Genomic DNA, 20,991 nt, shown 5'->3' on the forward strand with positions numbered 1-20,991 from the left:
GTGAACATCACTGCGAAGTGATGGGAGAACCACATGCTGACAGGGTTGCCCGCACTGGGATCAGGGCTGGGACATCGCGTGGAGCTGGCCGAGGAGATCGAGGCGCACGCCGATCGGATCGACTGGCTGGAAGTGATCACCGAGCGCTTTCTGTTCGCCCCGGCCGACGAGCGTGAGCGGCTGAGAGGGCTGACCGGCCGGTTCCCGGTCGTGCCGCACGGGCTGGAGCTGTCCATCGGCTCGGAGCGGGAGCCGGACGCGGCGTACGTGGAGGCGCTGGCCGCGCTGGTGGCCGACGTCGACGCGCCGTGGTTCAGCGACCACCTGTCCTTCACCCGCACCGGCAGCGTCGACGTGGGGCTGCTGGTGCCGCTGCCGAGGACGAGGGAGGTCGCCCGGCGGCTGGGACGCAGGGCGGGGCGGGTGCAGGAGGCGGTGGGCCGGCCGTTCCTGCTGGAGAACATCACCTACTACGTGGACATGGCGACCCCGCTGACCGAGGCGCAGTTCATCACCGAGGTGATGGAGCACTGCGAGTGCGGCCTGCTGCTGGATCTGGCCAACCTCGACATCAACGCGCGCAACCACGGCTTCGACCCGCTGGAGTTCCTCGACGCCATCCCGGTCGAACGGGTCGTCCAGGTGCATCTGGCCGGAGGCGTCGACGGGGGCGTCGACGGGGGCGTCGACGGGGGCGTCGACGAGGAGGGGGAGCGGCTGTCCCTCGACAGCCACGGTGCCGCGATCCCGGCCCGGGTGTGGGGGCTGCTGGCGGAGCTGGTGTCCCGTACGCACCTCAACGCCACCCTGGTCGAACGCGACCAGAACTTCCCCGACGACTTCGGTGACCTGCTCGCCGAGATCGACCGCGCGCGAACCGTCCTGCGCTCCCGCCCCGCCGACGAACCGTCCGGCCGACGACCCGTCGGCGGGGCGGCACAACCGGCGGGAGGCACCTGATGGGCGTGCAGGACGCGCTCGCGGCGATGCTGACCCGCGAGGGTGAGTCCGCGCTGCTGCGCGAGGACCCCGAGAGGCTGCGGCTCCGGTACGGGCTGAGCGAGGCCGAGCTGGCCATGCTGGCCGGTGCCGCGGTCGGCGGTTACCGGGTGACGCGCGCCGGCGTGCTGGGCAAGCTGCGGTCGGCGATCGCCACCTGCCTGCCCGAGACGGTCGCCGAGCTCACCGGCGGTCACCGCGCCCTGTGGGAGGAGTTCGCCCGAGGTGTCGTACGCCGCCCGCAGCCGGCGGAGCGGCCGTTCGGTATCTGGGAGTCCGAACGGCTCACGGCCTGGCTCGCGGTCCACGCGACACCGCGGCTGGCCGCCTACGCCCGTTACGAGCTGGCGCGCGCCACGCTGGTCCACGACCGCGACGCGGCGCTGGCCGCCCGCGAGGCCGCCACCATGGCGGAACCCGGCGGCCGGACCGTGACCGGGGCGCTGCGGCTGTCGGCCGCCGTCCGGATCGGGACGTACACCCATGACGTCACCGCCGGGCCGCCGATCGGTGAGCTGCCCGCCGCGACGACGCGGGTGCTGTTGCAGCGCCGATGGCGGGCGCCCCTTCTGCGGGCCTACCGGATCGGAGACGGCACCGCCACGCTGCTGGCCCGCTGCGACGGCACCCGCGACGCCGTCCAGGTGATCGCCGCGGTGGGCGGCGACCGCGCCCGAGCCGCGGAAACGCTCACCCAGCTGGTAGTGGCCGGTCTGGTGTGGCCGCGACCCTGACTCCGCACGCGTCGCCCGGCGGGAGGATCCTTGTCGACTCTCGCGAGATCCCGACGGGGCGTCACCGCGAGGTGGAAGGCGGTGCCGATCGTGACCGGCAGGGCTGGACGAGACGCGCGTGCGGACCCCGTTCCGCCGATACCGGCCCCCGCCCCGGCATCCGGGGCGCGACCTCCTGCGGGCGGTCGCCATCGATCCTCCGCGTCCGGCCACCCGGTGTGCCGGATCGCGGAGAAGCCGGCCCGGCATCGGGCCGTCATCCCGCCCTGCCCCGGCAGGCGTCGGCGAACGGAGGAACATCGTGAACGATGACACCACTCGCGAGAACAGGGGACCCGAGTTCGTGTTCGAGGCCGTCACCGGTCCCGACGGCCGGGAGACCACGGGCCGCTCGTGTTGCGGCGGTGGTCGCTGCGGCCACGACGACCCCGATGTGTGAGCCGGCCGTCTGAGACGGCCGGACGGGAGGCAAGGGGTGGGTATGGGCCTCTCGTGGCCTTTTCTCCCTTGCCTCCCGTCGCATGGTTACCGGTTACGGAGGTCTCGCCGACGGGTGTCCCGGCCGCGCGAGCACCGGCTACGGCGATTCCGAGGAAAGACGTCCCGGTCTCATGAGGGTCCTGGGCCGGAAAAGGGGGTCAGTGCGAGGGGATCGTCGCGGTGAAGCCGTGCCCCGCGAAGGTGCCGGAGACGGCGGTGTCGTCCTCGGCGCGGAAGGGCTTCCACGACAGTTCCAGCGCGCGGGATCCGCCGCCGCCACCGGTGACGGTGAGCCGGGCCGTGGCGTCGCCGCCGCTCAGGCGGACCTCGCCGTTCACGGTGAGGTCGCCGACGAAGCGGACGTCTCGCAGATCGACGGTGGCGGCCTTGTCGTCGAACGTCAGCGCGCCGCCGCGCAGGCCCGCCTGTGTGGCCGGCGCCCAGGGCGGGGTCCTGAGCGGGTTGCGCCTGGCGGTGGCGTCGGCGACGGTGGCGAAGGCGGCGGCGAGGACCCGGCGGTCCCGCGCGGGCAGGTCGGTGCCGCGTGCCTGGGGCACCCGCGCCACGGTCTCGGGGAAGGAGCCGACGGCGCGGTAGTTCGCGTCGTCACAGCGGGGTTTGTCGTCGAAGGCGTCCGGATCGGTGAGGAAGGCGCGCGTCGCGTCGCGGACGCACTCGTTCACCAGGGCGCCGGTGGTGAGGTTGTGGCCGGCGAAGCGTACCCGGGAGAAGGTGGAGTCGGGGAAGCGCCGGGTCACCGCGGCGGCCTCCGCCGGGGTGGTGGAGTCGAAGTCCCCTCCCAGGGCGAGGACCGGCACCCGAGGGTGTTTCGCGCCCGGCGGCACGGGCGGGCTGACGCGAGGGGCCGGCCAGTCGGCGCAGACGTCCTGCATGCCGAGGATCGAATTCGCCGGAGGCGGTGCGGCCAGGTCGGTGACGGCGAACGGCCGGAACGGGCGCTCTCGGTCGTAGTAGCGGTTCAGCCGGCGTCGCCGCTCGTCGGCCGGGGCGGTGCGCTCGAACGGGAAGGCGGTGTCGGCGCACACGTAGGAGAGCAGGCCCGCCAGTTCCGGCGCGCGCAGCGGCTGGCGCGGTGCCTCGTCGATCATTCGTGTGAGGCGGCGCAGCGGGAGCCGGTCGCCGTTCAGGTAGGCGGCGACGGCCGCGCTCGCCTCGCGGCCGACCATCGGCAGGTAGAGGCTGTGCGTCAGGTTCATGAGGGACGAGAGCCGCAGCTGCGGATCGGGGTGGGCGCGCAGGTGCCGTACCAGCCTGGAGAGGAGGCCGGAGGGATCACCCGGCAGGCGGCGGCAGGCGCGTGAGGGGTCACAGGCCACGTCGAGCAGGTCGGCGCGGGAGCGGATCGGCGTGGTCACGTAACCGTCCTCGCCCGTGAGCACGATGCTGTCGAGCAGCACCCCGGAGAGGCGGTCCGGGTGGCGGGTGGCGTAGGCCTGGGCGAACACGGTGCCGTACGAGATGCCGTAGAACGTCACCTTCGGCACCCCCAGGGCTTCGCGGACGGCGTTCATGTCGGTGACGGCCTGGTCGGCGGTGAAGAACCGGGCGCGAGGACCCAGGTGCGCGACGCAGGCGCTCACGGTCTCCCGGCGCTCCAGGTCCAGCCCCGGGCAGAGCAGCGGGCTGGACTTCCCCAGCCCACGCGGCTCCACCACCAGGAGGTCGTGCCGGTCGAGCACCGGTCCCAGCGCCTCGGTCAGGGACGGCACCGCGGGGAGCGCCGGCGACGGCCCGCCCGGATTGGCCAGTATGGTCCCGGCCGAGGGACGGCCGGCGTTCTTCCTGGGCAGCCAGGCGAACGCCACCGTGATCCGCTCCGACGCGGGATCGTTCCAGTCGAGGGGCACCGTCATCTCTCCGTCGCAGCGGGTCTTCGCGGCGGCACACGGATGTCGGAACCCGCCCGCGTCCTTCGTCTCTCCTGCCGCCTCCGCGGTCCCGGTCCGCGTGATCGTCTGGGATGTGTCGTGGTCGTGGGCGGCGGCGCTCCGGGTGGTGAGCGGCGAGACGAGAAGCGCCCCGCAGGTTGCCGCGCCGACGAGCGCCGCCGCGACCCGGCGTGTGATGGATCGTTGGTCCGCGTTCATGCTTTCCAGGCTCGTCCGTGATCGGCCCCCTTTCCTCGGCACGGGGAACGGTTTCCCGCCTGGGAGCCGGGCACCGGCCGCTCTCCTCTTTTGGGAGTACGGTCCCAGAAGGGAGAACGGCCGGAAGGGCTCAGCCGGTGGTGCCCGGGGTGACGAACCCCGCCTCGTAGGCGACGACCACGGCCTGGGCGCGGTCGCGGACGCCGAGTTTGGCGAACAGGCTGGTCACATGGTTCTTCACGGTGGAGGTCGCGACGTCGAGGGTTTCGGCGATCTCCAGGTTCGATCGCCCGCGCGCGATGAGGACGAGCACCTCCCGCTCGCGGTCGGTCAGCCCGGCGAGCTCGGGCGGCATCGTCGCGGGCCGGGGCCGCACGGCCCTGACGAAGGTGCCGATGAGCCGGGTCAGCAGCCGTGGCGCGACGACCGAGTCGCCGCGGTGCACCACCCGCACGCCCTCCAGGAGCTCCTCGGGGGAGATGTCCTTGGGCAGGAAGCCCGAGGCTCCGGCACGCAGAGCCTCGACGACGTACTCGTCCAGGTCGAAGGTGCTCAGCGCGAGCACGCGCACGCCGGGCAGCTCGGCGGTGATCCGTCCGGTGGCGGTGACGCCGTCGGCCTCCGGCATGTGCAGGTCCATCAGCACCACGTCGGGGAGCAGGTCGCGGGCGAGGGCGAGCGCCTCCTCGCCGTCGCCGGCCTCACCCACCACGGAGAGGTCGTCCTGGGCGTCCAGGATCATCTGAAAGCCGGAGCGCACCAGCGCGTGGTCGTCGACGACCAGCACTCTGATCATGTCCCTTCCTCCCGCGCGGCCGGTTCGTGGCCCGGCTCCGGTCGTCCGGTGGTTCCCAGAACCGGGAGGGGCAGCCGGGCGTGGACCCGAAAGCCCCCGCTCGGCAGGGGGCCCGTCTCCAGCCGCCCACCGCAGAGTGCCACACGCTCGGCCATGCCACCCAACCCGAAACCCTCGCCGGAGTGGTTTTCGTGCCTCTTTCCGGCAGAGGTCACCCCGGGCCCGTCGTCGACGACCTCCACCTCGACCGCGGTGGGCCCGTACTCGACCCTCACCCTCACCGGGACGTTTCCCGCGTGCTTGCGCGCGTTGGTCAGGGACTCCTGGACGATCCGGTAGACGGCGTGGTCGACCGCCGCGGGCAGCCGCCCTGGGGTGCCGGTCACCTCCAGAAAGGCGGGCTGATCCGCCTCGCGGGCCCGGCCGACCAGCGAGGAAACCCTCCCCGAGAGGCCGGTTTCCTCGCCGGTGAAGGACGGGCTCTCGACGGGGGCCGGGTCGTCCGCCCGGTCGGCGCGCAGCACGTGCAGCAACTGCCGCATCTCCGCCATCGCCTCCCGCCCGGCGCGCTCGGCGCTGAGCAGGGCGGCCTCGGCCCCGGCGGGATCGCGGGCCATGGTCGTGCGCGCCGCCCCCATGAGGACCTGCATCGTGCTGATGTTGTGGGCGACCACGTCGTGCAGCTCGCGGGAGATGTGACGGCGCTCCGCCCGCACGATCTCCTCGGCGAGTTCGGCCTGCCTCCTGCGGATGGCCTCCGCACGCAGCCGCGCCAGCCTGCCCAGCCCGACGAGCAGCAGCGGGACGAAGATCCCTATGGAGCCGGAGTCCTGACGTTCGGCTCCGGTGGCGAGCTGGACGGCCGTCGACACCGACGGGTAGAACAGCCCCACCGCGACGGCCGCGACCCAGGCACGCCGGGCCTCACCGTACCTGCCCGCCGCGTACAGGGCCAGCATCGCCTGCAGGCCGTACCCCTTCCAGCCCGTCGACACGACGATCACGCAGTCACAGGCCACGGCGACGGCGACGGCGACGACCGGCCTGCTGCGCCGCCACAGCAGCGCCGCCGACGAGACCGTGAAGAACGCGAACGCCAGGACGGAGAACTCCCGCGTGGTGAACCTGTCCTGCAGAACGGCGAGGGTGACGTACACCGCCCACGCGCCCAGCGCGAGGAGCACGTCGGCGACCCGCGAACGGCTCGTTCCCGGCCATCGTGTTCGGAGCCGGGAAAGCCCGCGCACGAACCACGCCCCCGCCTTCGTGCGCGCCCCCGTGAGAGTGCCTCGCGCGTTGTCGAGGGTGGCCCGCACTCCAGAGGAAACCTTCATCGTCGCGGTCGTTCGCGGCACCGTCGGGCGTAAATCCCGCCCGCGGGGCTCATCCGGCCGGTGAGGCTCACCGGGGGGCCTGCGGGGGAGGGGCGAATCCGGTGCGCGACCGATCGGAGGCGTCGCGAGGGAGGGTCTCGGATGCTCGGGCCATAGGAGACCAGGCTTCCAGAACACAGGCCTGCAGACCACGTCATTTGGTGTGGCTCATCCGTTTCGAAGGATTCCGTGAAGATCGTGCGGCGGCGGAACGCGCACTCGGCGCCTGCGGCGTTGTCGATCGTCACTGTCTCGCCGATCAGCCGGGCGGTGCCGGGTGGTGAAACTTTCAACGGATGTCGGGAGTGTTCGCACAGGTCAGCGCGCGAGGAAGTGAGGCGCCGACGGCGGGGACTACAGCGGAAGAGGCGTGCCACCTATGGTGGGAGCGCTCCCATGCCTCCTTCGAAGGAGCCGATCCATGCCAAGAAGATCAATCCTGGCCACGCTCTGCGCGGCCTTGGTGATCGCGTCAGGTGCGGCGCTCGCCGGCGCCTCCGGCGCGTCCGCCGCCGATTCCCCGTTCTACGTCGACCCGGACACCGGTGCCGCCAAGTGGGTCGCGGCCAATCCCGGCGACTCCAAGGCGCAGGTGATCCGGACCCGGATCGCCTCCGTGCCGCAGGCCCGGTGGTTCACCACCACCAACACCTCCACCGTGCGCGGCCAGGTGTCGTCGTTCGTCGGAGCGGCGGCGTCGGCGGGCAAGATCCCCATCCTCGTCGTCTACAACATCCCCAACCGGGACTGCAGCGGCGCCAGCACGGGTGGCGCGCCCAACCACACGGCCTACCGTCAGTGGGTCGACGAGGTGGCCGCGGGTCTGCAGGGACGCCCGGCGACGATCATCCTGGAGCCGGACGTGCTCCCGATCATGACCAGCTGCATGAACTCCTCCCAGCAGCAGGAGACGAACGCCTCCATGGCGTACGCGGGCAAGAAGCTGAAGGCGGGCTCGTCCTCGGCGAAGGTCTACTTCGACATCGGGCACTCGGGGTGGCTGTCAGCGTCGGAGGCCGCCAACCGTCTGAGGGCCGCGGACGTGGCGAACAGCGCGGACGGCATCTCCCTGAACGTCTCCAACTACCGGTGGACCTCCACCGAGGTCCCCTACGCCAAGAACATCATCTCCGCCACCGGGATCTCCAGGCTCCGCGCGGTGATCGACACCAGCCGCAACGGCAACGGCCCGCAGGGCAGCGAGTGGTGTGACCCGCCGGGACGGGCGATCGGCACGCCGAGCACCAACGCCACCGGCGACTCGATGATCGACGCCTTCCTGTGGATCAAGCTGCCGGGCGAGGCCGACGGCTGCATCGCCGCGGCCGGGCAGTTCGTCCCGCAGCGCGCCTACGACCTGGCCATGGCCGCTGGACCCGGCCCGGATCCCACCCCGACCCCGACCCCCACGGTGACGCCGACGCCCACGCCGACTCCCACTCCGGGTGGCGGCAAGGCCTGCACGGCCAGCTACCAGCTGATCGGTTCCTGGCCGGGCGGGTTCCAGGCCGAGGTGACCGTGCGGAACTCGGGCGGCGCGGCCCTCACGGGCTGGACGGTGAACTGGTCCTTCCCCAACAACCAGAGCATCACCCAGCTCTGGAACGGACAGCACACCCAGAGCGGCGCGAGCGTCTCGGTGCGGAACGTGTCCCACAACGGCAACCTCTCCGCGGGTGCCACGGCGAACTTCGGGTTCACCGGCAACTGGTCAGGAAGTAACGGCGCGCCCTCCTCGGTCAGCTGCACCGCCGCCTGACCCGGTGGTGCGGCTCTGATCCGGACGGCTCGCGCGGTATGCCCCCCGCGCGAGCCGTACCGGATTCTTCCGCCTTCCCTCCGACCGCGTAGCCGAAAGGGAGAACCGGTCTCATGGGTCCGTTCCGCGCCTTACCCTGGGATTTTGCCCGGCCGGAGCGGGCCCGCAGGGGCCGCCCGCATGGCCGCGGCGGCCTTCGTCATGATCTGTCGCATGCTCTCGACCTCCTCGGGAGTGAGCTGGTCGATCAGGAAGGCGCGCACGACGGCCACGTGCCCCGGCGCGGTCCGCTCGAGGCAACGCTTGCCCTCCTCGGCGAGCACGGCGAGCACGCCCCGCTCGTCGGAGGGGCAGGCCTCCCTGGTGACGAGCCCTCTCCGCTCCAGCTGGCCGATCTGATAGGTGAGGCCGCTCTTCGAAACGATCAACCGGTTGGCCAGCTCGGTCATCCGCATCCGCCCGCCGGGGTCCTGGGAGAGTTTCGCCAGGATCTCGTACTGGGCGTGGGTCAGATCGGCATCGACTTTCAACTGATCCTCGACGCGTCGCTCCAGGAGGTGTGTCGCGGCCACATAAGCCATCCATGCGGCCATCTCGCTCTCATTGAGCCATTTCACGTCGCTCACCGGAACATTCTACTGCTTGTTCAAATTTGAACTAACCGCTATGGTTTGTACAAATTCGAATGACAGGAGGAGTCAGAATGCTTGACCAGCTAAGACCGTATGTCCTGTTGCTGGCGAGGATCGCTCTCGGCGTAATCTTCGTATTCCACGGCTCACAGAAGTTCCTGAGCTCGGGGCTGGCCCAGACCACCGCGGCCTTCGACGCCATGGGGATCCCCCTCGCGGTCGTCTCCGCACCGGCGGTCGCCATCATCGAGGTCGTGGGCGGTATCGCGCTCATCCTGGGCGCGGCCCTGCCCGTGTTCGGCTTCCTGCTCACGCTCGTCATGCTCGGTGCCCTCGTCTTCGTTCACCTCTCCAACGGCTTCTCGGTGAGCGAGGGCGGCTACGAGTACGTGCTGGCCCTCGCCGCGGGCACCATGGTCATCGCCCTCAGCGGCGGCGGAGCCCTCGCCGTCGACGCCCTCTGGCAGCGCCGCCGCCAGCCGGCCACCGTCTGACCCTGTAAGACCCTGTAGGACACCGTCGGCCCCTGTCCGACACCGCCGTCACATCCGACCGGCCGTCGTACGGAGCCGGCTCCTGGAGCGGTCACCGCCCCGGGTGGTTCGGCCGGTCGCCGGAATTACGGATGCCGGGTCTTTCCCGAGCGGGAGGGCCCGGCCGACCGGAACCAACGACATCGAACATTACGAGGTCCCGATCCCGGACAATGGGCATAGCTGTTCTCGACAGCGCTCAAGAGTTGGGGGTCGGTGTGCGTCTGATCCAGAGAATCGGCAGGGATTTCAAGGCCCGGCAGCATATCGACGCGTACGCTCTCACCGTCGTCCTCTTCGGTTTCGCCTTTCTCTCGATATTCGCCGACAAGCTGGAAGACGACCTCAGATGGGCGGCCCTGTTCTCCGGGGTCGGGCTGCTCCTCTACCGGCTCACCCTCACCGACGAGCCCGCGGAATCGCGCACCGACCTTCTGCACGACCGTTCCGTGTACGACAGGGTGCCGCTCTCCTTGCTGCTCGCCCAGGCCCGTGACGTGCGCGTGTTCGCGCCCTCCGCGGTCAACCTGCTGTCGGCGCAGACCTGCGAGCTGATACGCAACACGGTCCTCGCCAGGGAGCGGGGAAGCGCCAGGATCGTCATTCTCGACCCCACGGAGAAGACGGCGGTCCGGCAGGCCGCGAAACAGCTGGACGATTCGGTCGAGTTTCCCGTCCAGCGGCTTCCCGCCGCGCTGGAGAGCACGATGGAACGCCTACGGTTGATGAGCGGCTGGAAAACGGCGGGCCGGTTCGAATACCGCCTTCTTTCCTACAACCCGGGATTCAGCCTCGTCCTTGTCGACCCGGAAACCCCCGGGGGCCGTGTCATCGTGGAGATTCACGGTTTCCACAACACGTCCATCTCCTCGCGCATGCACCTCGAGCTGACCCGTGGCCGCGACGAACGCTGGTACACCTACTGGGTGAGCCAGTTCGACCACATGTGGGAGGCGGCGAGAGCGGACGACGTCACGCCGTCCTCCGCAGAAGCTCCTCGGCCTGCGCCCGCAGATGCCCGGGAAGCCCGGGAGTGACCGCGCCGAGCGCCCGCGAGGCGAACTCCTCCGACAGGGTGGGCCGCCCCAGCAGGGCGTGGACACGTGCGGCCCGCACCAGCAGGGGGCCACTGTCGGAGTCGCCGTCGGAGCCGTCGGCGAGGGCGTCGAGGATCTCCTGCTGGGCGGCGTCGAACCGCTGCTCCAGGGCGAGGGCGAGCGCCCTGGCGGCGATCGTGCCGGGCCGCTGGTGCCTGCGTACCCGATCCAGGTCGCGCAGGGCCTCCACCGGCTTTCCGAGGTCGGCCAGGATCTCACCGCGCAGCGCGAGTGCCTCGGCGGGGGGCTCGTCCGCGAGCGCCACGGCCCCGTTGAGCAGGGCGAGGGCGGCGCGCGGCTGTCCCAGACGCCACAGGGCCTGCCCGAGCGCCAGATGCGCCGGCAGGTCGTTGGGAACCCAGGAGAGGGCGGCGCGCAGCCGCTCGACGGCGCTGTCGTAGTGTCCCAGCGCCAGCCAGAGCCGCCCTTCCCCGGTCAGCGCGGAGGCCACGCCGTTGAATCGCTGCAGCGTCGCGAACAGGTCGGCCGCCTCCTCGAACCGGCTGCGTGCGCTCTCCGTCTCACCTTCCGCCGACGCCACCTCTCCCAGGATCAGCAGGGCCTCGGCACGCACCCACGTCTCGCCGCTCCCCGAGGCGCGGACCGCCTCCTCCGCGAGCCCGCGGGCCGTCTCCCAGCTCTCTCTGGCCAGTGCGAGCCGCGCGTCGCCGAGATAGGACGCCGGGGGCCGCGACTGGCGCACCGACCCGATCAGACGGTCGTGCTGCAGCTCGTACCAGCGGATCCCCAGCCGGTGCTCGCCGCGCAGGATGTGGGAGTCCTCCAGGGCCTTGGCGACGGCGTTCGGCATGCCGGCCGTCTCGTGGAGTCCTTCGTAGACGGTGTTGCGCGTCCCGTGCTCGGTGACGAAGGTCCTGCGCAGCCAGGAGCGGATCTCGCTCGACGTGACACCGGATCCGGCCGAGACGCGCGCGAGCATCCGATCGCAGAATCCGGTGAGGAACCGGTCGACGTTCACGTGCAGGTTCACGTGGTCCACGCTGATCTCCCTGAGCCCGGAGGGCAGCGACTCCCACAGCGCGGAACAGACGACCTGCAACTGGACCGGTTCGATCGTGTTCAGCGTCAGCGTGGTCGTCTGCCCCTCGTCGTTGGAGATCGGGACGGTGCGCAGGTCGTCGACGAGCCGTTCCGCGGCCCCGGGGGCGAAGAACCTGCCGGTGCGCTCAACCGGCCTCACGGTGGCGTCGAGCGCCGCGGCGCGCGTGAGCGGCGGCAGCTGGAACCGCGCCCGCGAACCTCGGCCCAGCGGGCGCTCGTGCGGCAGGACGGAGGCCAGATACTCCTCGCGCAGGGAAAGCAGCAGGTGGAGGCCGTCGTGATCCTCCACCGCCCGCGCCAGCTGGCGCAGGAGCTCGTTGCGGTCCTCCTCGCGGTCGAGCGGGCCGCCGAACAGCTCCTCGGCCTGGTCGAGGGCGACCAGGACGGGCACCGGGTCGCCGTATCTGTCGGTGCGTTCCGGGCGTTCGGCCAGGAAGTCCGAGATCGTGAGCCCCGCCAGCGCGGGCAGTGGCCGGTCGGGGGCCCAGGCCGACAGAAGCGCCAGCACATAGGGGTTGCCGGGCATCTTCGGACGCAGCGAGGCGATGCCGTGGGGTGACACGCGGGCGATGGGCAGCACGTCGGCGCGCTCGGGCTCCACGCGGGGCAGGACACCCGCCTGCAGAAGGGACGTCTTGCCGACCCCGGAGGCCCCGAACAGCACGGTGAGGCCGGTGGCCTGCCAGATGGTGGCGATGTCGCGGGCCTCGCGTTCCCGTCCGAAGAACAGGGCGTGCTCGCTCCGGTCGTAGGGACGCAGCCCCACGTAGGGCCGGACGGTTCCGTCGCCGGCGCGTGTCGCGGTCGTCATGATGTCCGTCCCATTCTCCGCCGGAGCTCCGCGCAGAACTCCGAGGCGGTCCCCAGGAAGATCGAGATGTTCCAGCGGTCGAGATAGTGGGTGATGTAGCGCCTGGCCTTGCTTTCCGCGCTCTCGGTGCTCTTCGCGCTCCCGGTGCTCCCGGTGCCGCCCGTGGGGCGGCTCACCTCGGGCATGAGCTGCACGCTCACGTGCCGCCGCTTGTTGCTGCGAGGTGTGTTGCGCACCAGGCCGTGGAACAGCACCCGAAACGTCCAGTCCTGCAGGCTGTAGCCCACGAAGAGCAGCGGCCGGGTGGTCATCGCCCGCAGGATCGGGATCGGCAGCGGATGCCGCCCGTCGGTCGCGACGGCGTCCACCATGTTGACGAGGTACGTCAGGTAGTCGGCCTCGGTCAGCACCAGCGACGCGGGCTCCGCCCAGCTCCCGTGGAGGTGGTAGACGATGGGCCGCTCCACCGTCGGCTCCGGCAGGAGAGGGGCCGCGCCGGGGTCGGTGTCCCACCAGGGGGAGACGGCGACGTGGGGATCCTTGCCCTCCGCCCGCAACGCCTCGGCCAGGAAGTCGTCGTAGTTCGTCGTGAGGAACGTCGTGAGCGGGAAACCGGCGAGCAGCCGGTGAGGCTCGCCGGGATCGGTCACCGGAGGCCGGCCGTGCGAGCGCAGGTGGCCGCAGACCGTCTCCTTGAGGTCGACCGGATCGCGCACCACGGCCTCGCCGTACTGCATCACACGGGCCAGGTCGCCCGCGTCGGAGAACGGATAGCCGTAACGGAGGGCGTACTGGTTGCTGAGAGCGGCGCCGGTGGGCAGGGTGCCGGCACAGGCCCCCGCTCCGAGAAAAGGGGCGCAGTCACCCCTGCCGAGCTGGTCGATCAAACGTTCCCAGTCGACATCGTCCATGGGCCACCCTGATCATTGGGAAACGGTCCCTTATAGGACTCTATTTCCCGTCATGCCTGCGCGAAAGTCAAGATCTTTCATATGGATGATGTGAATCCGGCCGCCGGCCCCGCGCTGTCGTCCTCAAGTATCCGCCTTAATGCGCGCTTAAGGTTGGGATTATCTATATGATCAAGGTCGGTCAAACTCAGCCCGGTGACGTCGATGAGATTGCTCTTGATGTAATCGATCTCGCCTGCGACGACTTCCTCGCCCATGCGGACTCCCCTGTCCGTGGCCTGTTCACGCGAGCCACTCGCAGCGCGCGCATCACTTACACCGTCATCTTTCCACGTTCGCCGAGCACTTCTAACCCAGGGTAGACGGTTATCTTGGCATCACAAGGATAGAAAGATATTCACGTCTTATCCTTCGTTCGGTATGCCGCCATGAGAGTCTGACTTCTCTGTCCATGCACCCGGCCTGGCCGGGAGTCTAGGCTGAACGAGAATCGGGCGAGCGGAGGCGGTCGGGTGTCCATTTCAGAGTCCTCGGGAATTCCCGGGGTGCCGGGACGTCAGCCCCGAATCTGGGGCAAGATCCCGCAGCAGAACAGGAATTTCACCGGTCGTGAAGATCTCCTCGAAAAGCTGCACACCGGGGTCACCTCCGAGGTCACCGCGGTGGTGCCGCACGCTCTCCACGGTTTCGGGGGGGTCGGCAAGACCCATGTCGCGATCGAATACGCCTATCGCTTCCGGCACGAGTACGACCTGGTCTGGTGGATCCCCGCCGATCAGCCGATCCTGGTGCGCTCGTCGCTGGCCGCGCTCGCCCCGCATCTGGGCATATCGTCATCCGCCACGATGGGGGTGGAGGAGGCGTCCAGGGCCGTGCTGGACGCCCTGCGCCTCGGCGAACCGTACTCCCGGTGGCTGCTCGTCTTCGACAACGCAGAACAGCCCGAGGACATCAACGAGATCATCCCGCGGGGTCCGGGACACGTCCTGATCACCTCGCGCAACCACGCCTGGCAGGGGGTGGTCGACACCCTGCCCGTCGACGTCTTCACCCGGGCGGAGAGCATCGAATTCCTCAGCAAGCGGGTTCCGAGGTCGACCAGCCTCGACGACAGAAACCGGCTGGCCGAACAACTCGGTGACCTCCCGCTCGCACTGGAGCAGGCGGGGGCCCTGCAGACGGAGACGGGGATGTCCGTCGAGCAGTATCTCCGCCTGCTCGAAGAGCAGACCGTCCAGCTGCTGGATGCCAACAAGGCGGCCGACTACCCGCTGTCCATGACCGCGGCGTGGTCACTGTCGGTGTCCCAGCTCAAGGGGAAGCTGCCCGAGGCCGTGGAGCTCCTGCGCTGCTGTGCCTTCTTCGGCCCGGATCCGATTCCCCGCGACGTCTTCGGAGTACTTCCCGAGGATTTCGCGTCGGAGTCGCGTCTTGGCTCGCTCCTCGCCGACCCGATCCTGTTGAGCAAGGTCATCAGGGAGCTGGGCCGCTACGCCCTCGTGCGGATCGACTCGGAGAACCGGACGATCCAGGTGCACCGGCTGGTCCAGGCGCTCCTCCGCGACGAGCTGAGCGAGGAGGAGCACCTGTCCTTCCGCAGGGAGGTCCACCTCCTGCTGGCGGCGGCGACACCGGGCCTGCCCGACGACAACGCCTCCTGGCCGCGCTATGGGGAGTTGCTCAGTCACGTGAGGCCCTCCCTGGTGGAGGAGAGCCGCGATCCCCGCATCCGCGGGTTCGCCCTCGACATCGTTCGCTACCTCTACTCGTCGGGCGGTTACCAGTCGGCGGTCGATCTCGTGGGAAGCCTCATCCGGACGTGGCGGGCCGACAGCGGCAGCGATGATCAGGCCGTGCTCTCCGCGCAGCGGCATCTCGGCATCGTCCTGCGGGAGTTCGGCGACTACCGGGCCTCCTTCGAGCTCAATCGCGACACCCTGGCACGCATGCGGACGACCCTCGGGCCCGACCACGAGGAGACCCTCCTGCTCGTCAACAGCCACGGCGCCGACATGAGAATGCTGGGCGACTTCGCGGCCGCGCTGGAGCACGACAGGGACTCGTTGCGCCGGCACCAGGAGGTGTTCGGCCCCGACCATCGCCGGACGCTGCGCGCGATGAACAACCTCTCCGTCGACTACATGTTGCTCGGCGACTACCGGCAGGCGTTCGAGCTGCAGAAGGTGCTCTACACCAAGCAGCCCTCCTCGGCCTCGAAGTCGAGTTCGCTGTTCGTGCTGGCGTCACGGAACGGCCTGGCCCGTATCGTCAGGCTCAGGGGCGACTACTCGGAGGCATGTGACCTCGGTGAGGACGCCTACGAGCTGGGGATGCAGGAGCTGGGGCCCGACCATCCGTGGACCCTGCGGGTGGCCAAGGACCTGTCCATCGCCAAGCGCAGGGCGGGACTCGTCGACGAGGCGTTCGAGATCGCGCAGCGGACGTACGAGCGGCAGGAGCGCATCTTCGGCCGTGACCACCACGACACGCTCGCCGCGGCCCTGTGCCTGGCCAACGCCCAGCGCACCAGAGGGGAGATCACCGAGGCGCTGGAGTTGCTGCGCGACACCGCGGCTCGCTACCCCAGGAGATACGGCGACGAGCACCCCTTCACGTTCGGCTGCGACATGAACCTGGCGTTGCTCCTGCGGGTCAACGGGGAGATCGAGGACGCGAGCCGGTTCGACCGCAGGTCCCTGGACGGTTTCGATCGCACGCTCGGTCGCGAACACCACTACTCGCTCACCTGCGCGATCAACCTCGCCAGCGACTTCGCCGCGAGGGGGGATGTCCCTGCGGCCAGGGAGCTGGGCCAGGAGACCCTCGTCCAGCTGCGGGAGCTTCTCGGCGCAGACCACCCCCTCACCCTGGCCTGCGCGAACAACCTGGTCATAGACCTGCGAGCGGAGGGTGCCGTGGAGGAGGCCGCAGAGCTTGAAGCCGACACCCACGAGCGCTACGAGCGGGTGCTCGGCAACGACCATCCCGACACGAAGGTGGCCCTGAGGAGCGAGCGGCTCGACTTCGACTTCGACCCGCCCGTGCTGTGACCGCCGCGTTCCGGCGGACGCGCCGTGGCCTCTCGCGCCGGACGTCACATCGTGACCGGCCCGCTCCGAGGGCTAGCCGTTGCGTTCGAGCCAGCGCGCGCGGTGCTCGTCCGCGCGCCGCAGGCCCATGGCCCGAGCGCGGGCGGGCACGCTCTCCCGCGACCAGTCGTCGAGGCGCCGCGCCATCCCGGCCGCGAAACTCTCACCGGTGGGGGTAAGCCGCCCACCGGTGAGCAGGGTGCCGGTGACAAGGCGCGCGGCCTCGCGCCACTGGAAGAACTCCGCGTGCGCGCGCAGGGCCGCCTCCCCCGACTCCAGGGTGCGCTGGCGCATCCAGTAGCCCGCCACGCCCAGGAAGGCGTACGCCCCCTGAAGGAGTCCCGGCACGGGGCGGGGGTCCTCACGCCAGGGGGCGTAGTGGCGGGAGCCGTCGTCGGGGAGGGTGAGAGGCACGAGGTCGAGCAGTGCCGAGAGCTTCGCGTGCTGTGTCTCGTGCGTCAACGTGACCGCGAGAGAGAGCGCGTCCGGCGGTGTCGACAGGGCCACGCAACCGAAGGTCTCCCTGGAGGTCGAGCTCGACTGGCCCCCGGCGGGCGCGACCAGGGGTGTGAGGACCGTGATCGCGGTGGACACCTCCTCCGCCACGGTCCGGTGGTGCCGTACCAGTAGATCCCAGGCGGTGTGCAGCGTCGACTGCCATCGTTCGGTCTCGGCCTCGCTGAGCCGCTCGCCGATGTTGGCCGTCTCCGGCATCCTGTAGGGGTCGAGGTCATCGATGACCAGGCGCAGCGGTACGCCGTCCGCCTCGGCGGACAGCGTGCGCAGGCCCCGCCACCCCGACGCGTCCCGGCGGGGGTCGTCGGGGATCCGGACGACCATCCGGTCCGCGGTGACCTCCGCGCCTTCGGCGGCGCACTCGACCGTGGCCCAGGAGACGGTCGGTGACAGGATCGCCTGCCCCAGTGACGGCAGCGTGACCACCCCGTCCGCCGCGGGCACGTCGATGTCGCAGGCCGTACGGGAGCGGATCGCCGCCGCGGCGGCCAGCGCCGAGAGCTGTCCCGGTGTCGCGCGGGTGTCGCCCGCACGGAGCATTCTGATCGTCCGGCGCGCCCAGGCGCCCACCGAAGAATGCCGTAGCACGGCGTCGACGGCGCCGGGGTGACGGCGCTGGACGGTGGCGAGCAGATCGTAGGCGCGGCGGGTGGCCGGCGCCTCCGCGTGGCCGGTCGTGCGAGCCGTCTCCACCACCGCTCGTACGAGAAGCGCGTGCTTGCTGTACTGGGCGGCGGAGAGGCGGCTGACCGCGGGGGCGCCACCACCGCCGTGGGCCAAGTCGGAGAACACCTTCGCCGGAATCCGGTGCTCGGGTAGATTCATCGCGCCCCTTCAATCTTCGCGCTTCGTTCGGAAGGCCGGATCGGCTCCGACCCTGTTCTTGATATGCCCGATGAGACGGAACAGGTCGACGCAGTAGACCGATGGATTGGCGAAACCGTGGCCTGCCCGACAGCGATGGGCGTAGGGACCGCCTCCGCACACCCTGCCCATCGGGCATGCCCGGCATTTCTCCGACAGGGCCGGCTCGCCGACCGGATCCGCGCGACGATCTCGCGGATCGGCTCGCCGCCATGCGGCACGATCTCGACGTTGCCGAGGTCGTGCGTGTGAACGTGTTCGGCGATTCTCGCGGCCGTGGCGGCGAAGGTCTCGCGCGACATGCGTCTCGGACAGCTGCGCCAGCTGGAGTCCGCCATTTCGTACATATAACAATATCCGCATGCGAGATCGCACCTGCTGTGGATCTTCAAAATGAACTGCCGAAAAGGGATGGCTCTCCAGGCGGTGGCGGCAAGCTCGCCGACGTCCAGGTCCGAGGGCCAATCGCGCACGGTTGATCGGCCTCCACCTCGGCGTGGTGTTATGCGGGGTACCGAAAGTCAGCTAGAGGGTAGATGGAGGATGAGGGGCGTCGCGGTCGAAGAAGTCGTCTCGCTGTACGACTGTGAGGCGCTACTGAAGAAAGCTTTACTGGCTTTAATCTTGACTAACGGCACAAAGTGGTGCGAGATGGGAATGGCGCAAGAGAGGCGTGCCGCATTTGTCAGAGAAGCCGGAACCGAAAATCCTGTCGGCCGAAAACGTGTTTCCGGCCACGCTTGATGTGGCCGAACTACTGGCTTCCGGATGGAGGCCCTTCGCCTTCCGACAGTTCATTCTGAAGATCCACAGCAGATGTGACCTCGCCTGCCGTCACTGTTACATCTACGAGATGGCGGACCAGTCCTGGAAGGCCCAGCCGCGGCGCATGTCCGAGGCGATCGTCCAGCGGACGGCACAGCGCATCGCGGAGCACGCCCTCGCCCACGAGCTGGCGGAGGTGGAGGTCATCCTCCACGGGGGAGAGCCGCTTCTGGCCGGCCCGGAACTCATCTCCCACGCCGTGCGCACCATCAGGGGAGCGGCCGCCGACGTCGGAACTCGCGTCCACGTCGGCGTGCAGACCAACGGGCTGCGCCTGGACGAGACCTACCTGCGGCTCTTCGGCGACCTGGAGATCCGGGTAGGGGTGAGCCTGGACGGCTACGAGGCGGCCCACGACCGGCACAGGCTCTTCACGAGCGGAAAGGGCAGCCACGCCATGGTCGCCGCCTCGCTGCGGAGACTGACGGCCGGTCCCTTCCACCATCTCTTCAGCGGTCTTCTGTGCACGATCGACGTCCGCAACGATCCGCTGGCCACCTACGACGCGCTCCTGGAGTTCGACCCGCCGGCGGTCGACTTTCTCCTGCCGCACGGGAACTGGCTCACACCTCCGCCCTTTCGCGACCCCGGCTCGGCCGCCACCCCCTACGCCGACTGGCTGCTGCCGATCTTCGACCGCTGGTACGGGGCGGCGGTGGAGGAGACCGAGATCCGGTTCTTCAACGAGATCGTCCGCCTGCTCACCGGGCGTGCGTCCCGTACCGAGGCCATCGGCCTCTCCCCGGCGCGGATGGTCGTCATCGAGACGGACGGCAGCATCGAGCAGTCGGACATCCTCAAGTCCAGCTATCACGGCGCTCCCGCCACCCTGCTGCACGTCCTTCGCGACTCCTTCGACACGGTGCTGGGGCACCCGTCCATAGCGGCCCGTCAGATCGGCGAGCTCGCGCTGGCACCCGTGTGCCGGGCCTGCGACCTTCGTTCCGTCTGCGGCGGCGGACTCTACCCGCACCGCTACAGCGAGACCCACGGATTCCTCGGCCCCTCGGTCTACTGTCCCGATCTCTACCGGCTCATAGATCACATTCGCGCGCGGCTCGTACGCGACGTCGCCCGGCTGAAGGGAAACGCATGAGGTTCACCTCGCCTCCGGTGTCCGACGAGACGTTCTCCAGGCTCGCGAAGGGCGGGGGCGGGGCCGAGGCCATGGCCGAGCTGCGCGTGTGGCAGTGCCTCAAGACCAGGCTCCTCATCCGCGCGCTCGTCCTGGAGGCGAAGGCGGCGGGCCATCCGCACGCCGATCTCGCGGCTCGCGCCTACGATCTCCTGGCCGAGATGGAGAGCCAGGGGAGAGAACAGGTCGAACCGGAGCTGTGCCACCCGGCCGTGGGCGCGTGGGCGCTGCGGACGTACCGTTCGCTCAGGGCCGGTACGGGGGCGAAGGACGATCCCGGCCGGCTGGCCGCCCTGGTCGTCGCGATCGCGGTCAGAGCGCGGATCGCCTGCGAGGTCCGCCTCGCCGTCGAGGAGGACGCCGTCGTCCTGCCGGGGCTGGGCCGCCTCACCGTTCCGGCGGGTGCGCGGGGAGTGCTCGACGTCACCGTGCGGCCGGACGCGGACGGGGCCGAGCTCGACATCGGCCGCTCGACGGTCCGCGCCGACCCCCTTCGCGACGGGGCCGGCTGGCAGGTCCTGCGCAGGTTACCGGCGGATTCCGGGCTCAGCCTCGTCGTCGACGACGCGGACCCCTATCGGTGGCCCGCAGGACATGTCACCGAGTCGCGGCTGAGTGAATCGCGGCTGGAGCACTGGGCGTCGTGCCTGCGCGACGCGTGGCGCGTGCTGACCGCCCGCCACTGGACCGTCGCCGCGGAGTTGACCTCGGGCATCTCGGTGCTCACCCCCATCCACGCACCGGCCTTCGGCCAGAACAGCGCCACCTCGCGCGAGACGTTCGGGACCGTCGCCCTGTCGGAGCCGCAGCACGGGCTGGGAATGGCCGCGACGTTCGCCCACGAGATCCAGCACGCGAAGCTGACGGCGCTGACCGACACGGTCGAGCTGACCCTGCCCGAGAACGGGCGGAGGCACTACGCGCCGTGGCGGAACGACCCCCGCCCCGTCAACGGGTTGTTGCAGGGAGCGTATGCCTACCTCGGGGTGGCGGGATTCTGGAGACGCCAGCACGCCTCGGAGCAGGGAGCCCGCGCCTTCCGCGGACAGGTCGAGTTCGCACGCTGGAGACAGGCGGCGTACGGCGTCACCGGCACGCTCATGGCGAGCGGGGGCCTGAACGAGCGCGGGGCGGAATTCGTGAAGGCGATGAGGGGCACACTGGAAGCCTGGCTGGACGAGCCGGTGGATCTCGCGGCGGTGGCGCAGGCCCGTCGCGAGGCCGACCAGCACCTGGAGAGCTGGAGGCGCCGCAACTCCTGAGCCGG

General features: G+C 70.0%; 17 protein-coding genes. 9 read left to right on the top strand and 8 right to left on the bottom strand.

Annotation, left to right across the window (positions count from 1 at the left end; translation table 11 throughout):
• Nucleotides 1-33: 33 nt before the first annotated feature.
• The 3 genes from AB0B90_RS09755 to AB0B90_RS09765 all read left to right on the top strand — a co-directional run bounded on the left by AB0B90_RS09755 (nucleotide 34) and on the right by AB0B90_RS09765 (nucleotide 2,172).
• Nucleotides 34-960 (top strand): DUF692 domain-containing protein, encoded by a 927-nt coding sequence (locus tag AB0B90_RS09755; protein WP_362921946.1) that lies wholly within the window; start codon nucleotides 34-36, stop codon nucleotides 958-960.
• On the top strand, nucleotides 960-1,733 hold the full coding sequence (locus tag AB0B90_RS09760; RefSeq protein WP_362921948.1) for a hypothetical protein: 774 nt from the start codon (nucleotides 960-962) through the stop codon (nucleotides 1,731-1,733). Before AB0B90_RS09755 ends, AB0B90_RS09760 begins: the two co-directional genes overlap by 1 nt.
• A 301-nt stretch (nucleotides 1,734-2,034) precedes the next feature.
• Nucleotides 2,035-2,172, top strand: a complete 138-nt coding sequence (locus AB0B90_RS09765) for a hypothetical protein (RefSeq protein WP_350944053.1) — start codon at nucleotides 2,035-2,037, stop codon at nucleotides 2,170-2,172.
• Between the two features lie 199 nt (nucleotides 2,173-2,371).
• On the opposite strand, the gene AB0B90_RS09770 is transcribed toward AB0B90_RS09765, so the two are convergent.
• The 3 genes from AB0B90_RS09770 to AB0B90_RS09780 form a co-directional block, all read right to left on the bottom strand.
• Nucleotides 2,372-4,321: an alpha/beta fold hydrolase gene (locus AB0B90_RS09770; protein ID WP_362921951.1), complete on the bottom strand. Its 1,950-nt coding sequence runs from the start codon at nucleotides 4,319-4,321 to the stop codon at nucleotides 2,372-2,374.
• Between the two features lie 130 nt (nucleotides 4,322-4,451).
• Nucleotides 4,452-5,117, bottom strand: a complete 666-nt coding sequence (locus AB0B90_RS09775; RefSeq protein WP_350944050.1) for a response regulator transcription factor — start codon at nucleotides 5,115-5,117, stop codon at nucleotides 4,452-4,454.
• Nucleotides 5,114-6,451: a sensor histidine kinase gene (locus AB0B90_RS09780; protein ID WP_362921954.1), complete on the bottom strand. Its 1,338-nt coding sequence runs from the start codon at nucleotides 6,449-6,451 to the stop codon at nucleotides 5,114-5,116. The genes AB0B90_RS09775 and AB0B90_RS09780 overlap by 4 nt, the downstream gene beginning before the upstream one ends.
• A gap of 460 nt (nucleotides 6,452-6,911) precedes the next feature.
• Here AB0B90_RS09780 and AB0B90_RS09785 point away from each other — a divergent pair, with 460 nt between their 5' ends.
• Nucleotides 6,912-8,249 (top strand): glycoside hydrolase family 6 protein, encoded by a 1,338-nt coding sequence (locus AB0B90_RS09785; protein ID WP_350944046.1) that lies wholly within the window; start codon nucleotides 6,912-6,914, stop codon nucleotides 8,247-8,249.
• A gap of 131 nt (nucleotides 8,250-8,380) precedes the next feature.
• On the opposite strand, the gene AB0B90_RS09790 is transcribed toward AB0B90_RS09785, so the two are convergent.
• On the bottom strand, nucleotides 8,381-8,875 hold the full coding sequence (locus AB0B90_RS09790) for a MarR family transcriptional regulator (protein ID WP_362921956.1): 495 nt from the start codon (nucleotides 8,873-8,875) through the stop codon (nucleotides 8,381-8,383).
• Nucleotides 8,876-8,952: 77 nt separating this feature from the next.
• On the opposite strand from AB0B90_RS09790, the gene AB0B90_RS09795 reads away from it, so the two are divergent.
• Both AB0B90_RS09795 and AB0B90_RS09800 read left to right on the top strand, forming a co-directional pair.
• Complete coding sequence (locus AB0B90_RS09795; RefSeq protein WP_350944042.1) at nucleotides 8,953-9,375, top strand: DoxX family protein; 423 nt, start codon at nucleotides 8,953-8,955, stop codon at nucleotides 9,373-9,375.
• A gap of 257 nt (nucleotides 9,376-9,632) precedes the next feature.
• A complete protein-coding gene (locus tag AB0B90_RS09800) occupies nucleotides 9,633-10,451 on the top strand; it encodes a hypothetical protein (RefSeq protein WP_362921958.1) in 819 nt (272 codons plus the stop codon).
• On the opposite strand, the gene AB0B90_RS09805 is transcribed toward AB0B90_RS09800, so the two are convergent.
• The 3 genes from AB0B90_RS09805 to fxsA form a co-directional block, all read right to left on the bottom strand.
• Entirely contained in the window at nucleotides 10,387-12,384 is a 1,998-nt protein-coding gene (locus AB0B90_RS09805) for a tetratricopeptide repeat protein (RefSeq protein WP_350944039.1), read from the bottom strand. The genes AB0B90_RS09800 and AB0B90_RS09805 overlap by 65 nt on opposite strands.
• A complete protein-coding gene (locus AB0B90_RS09810) occupies nucleotides 12,381-13,295 on the bottom strand; it encodes an SIR2 family protein (protein ID WP_362921960.1) in 915 nt (304 codons plus the stop codon). The genes AB0B90_RS09805 and AB0B90_RS09810 overlap by 4 nt, the downstream gene beginning before the upstream one ends.
• A gap of 77 nt (nucleotides 13,296-13,372) precedes the next feature.
• Complete coding sequence (fxsA, locus tag AB0B90_RS09815) at nucleotides 13,373-13,552, bottom strand: FxSxx-COOH cyclophane-containing RiPP peptide (protein WP_350944035.1); 180 nt, start codon at nucleotides 13,550-13,552, stop codon at nucleotides 13,373-13,375.
• Between the two features lie 255 nt (nucleotides 13,553-13,807).
• Between fxsA and fxsT the strand changes: the two genes are divergently transcribed.
• Nucleotides 13,808-16,345 carry an FxSxx-COOH system tetratricopeptide repeat protein gene (fxsT, locus tag AB0B90_RS09820; protein ID WP_362921963.1) on the top strand — a complete coding sequence of 846 codons (2,538 nt, stop codon included), beginning with the start codon at nucleotides 13,808-13,810 and terminating at the stop codon, nucleotides 16,343-16,345.
• Between the two features lie 72 nt (nucleotides 16,346-16,417).
• On the opposite strand, the gene AB0B90_RS09825 is transcribed toward fxsT, so the two are convergent.
• A complete protein-coding gene (locus AB0B90_RS09825; protein ID WP_350944033.1) occupies nucleotides 16,418-17,725 on the bottom strand; it encodes an HEXXH motif domain-containing protein in 1,308 nt (435 codons plus the stop codon).
• Between the two features lie 784 nt (nucleotides 17,726-18,509).
• Here AB0B90_RS09825 and AB0B90_RS09830 point away from each other — a divergent pair.
• Together AB0B90_RS09830 and AB0B90_RS09835 are read left to right on the top strand one after the other, a co-directional pair.
• Nucleotides 18,510-19,685: an FxsB family cyclophane-forming radical SAM/SPASM peptide maturase gene (locus AB0B90_RS09830; RefSeq protein WP_362922216.1), complete on the top strand. Its 1,176-nt coding sequence runs from the start codon at nucleotides 18,510-18,512 to the stop codon at nucleotides 19,683-19,685.
• Nucleotides 19,682-20,986: an HEXXH motif domain-containing protein gene (locus tag AB0B90_RS09835; RefSeq protein ID WP_362921965.1), complete on the top strand. Its 1,305-nt coding sequence runs from the start codon at nucleotides 19,682-19,684 to the stop codon at nucleotides 20,984-20,986. The genes AB0B90_RS09830 and AB0B90_RS09835 overlap by 4 nt, the downstream gene beginning before the upstream one ends.
• Nucleotides 20,987-20,991 lie beyond the last annotated feature (5 nt).

The sequence above is a fragment of the Streptosporangium sp. NPDC049078 genome (assembly GCF_040648855.1).
Classification (GTDB): domain Bacteria; phylum Actinomycetota; class Actinomycetes; order Streptosporangiales; family Streptosporangiaceae; genus Streptosporangium.

What these genes read in the sequence shown, in the direction of transcription:
- fxsA (WP_350944035.1), bottom strand. Translation starts at nt 13,552, where the DNA reads ATGGGCGAGGAAGTCGTCGCAGGCGAGATCGATTACATCAAGAGCAAT.
- AB0B90_RS09835 (WP_362921965.1), top strand. Translation starts at nt 19,682, where the DNA reads ATGAGGTTCACCTCGCCTCCGGTGTCCGACGAGACGTTCTCCAGGCTC.
- AB0B90_RS09795 (WP_350944042.1), top strand. Translation starts at nt 8,953, where the DNA reads ATGCTTGACCAGCTAAGACCGTATGTCCTGTTGCTGGCGAGGATCGCT.
- AB0B90_RS09805 (WP_350944039.1), bottom strand. Translation starts at nt 12,384, where the DNA reads ATGACGACCGCGACACGCGCCGGCGACGGAACCGTCCGGCCCTACGTG.
- AB0B90_RS09810 (WP_362921960.1), bottom strand. Translation starts at nt 13,295, where the DNA reads ATGGACGATGTCGACTGGGAACGTTTGATCGACCAGCTCGGCAGGGGT.
- AB0B90_RS09760 (WP_362921948.1), top strand. Translation starts at nt 960, where the DNA reads ATGGGCGTGCAGGACGCGCTCGCGGCGATGCTGACCCGCGAGGGTGAG.
- AB0B90_RS09825 (WP_350944033.1), bottom strand. Translation starts at nt 17,725, where the DNA reads ATGAATCTACCCGAGCACCGGATTCCGGCGAAGGTGTTCTCCGACTTG.
- AB0B90_RS09770 (WP_362921951.1), bottom strand. Translation starts at nt 4,321, where the DNA reads ATGAACGCGGACCAACGATCCATCACACGCCGGGTCGCGGCGGCGCTC.
- AB0B90_RS09780 (WP_362921954.1), bottom strand. Translation starts at nt 6,451, where the DNA reads ATGAAGGTTTCCTCTGGAGTGCGGGCCACCCTCGACAACGCGCGAGGC.
- AB0B90_RS09775 (WP_350944050.1), bottom strand. Translation starts at nt 5,117, where the DNA reads ATGATCAGAGTGCTGGTCGTCGACGACCACGCGCTGGTGCGCTCCGGC.
- AB0B90_RS09785 (WP_350944046.1), top strand. Translation starts at nt 6,912, where the DNA reads ATGCCAAGAAGATCAATCCTGGCCACGCTCTGCGCGGCCTTGGTGATC.
- AB0B90_RS09755 (WP_362921946.1), top strand. Translation starts at nt 34, where the DNA reads ATGCTGACAGGGTTGCCCGCACTGGGATCAGGGCTGGGACATCGCGTG.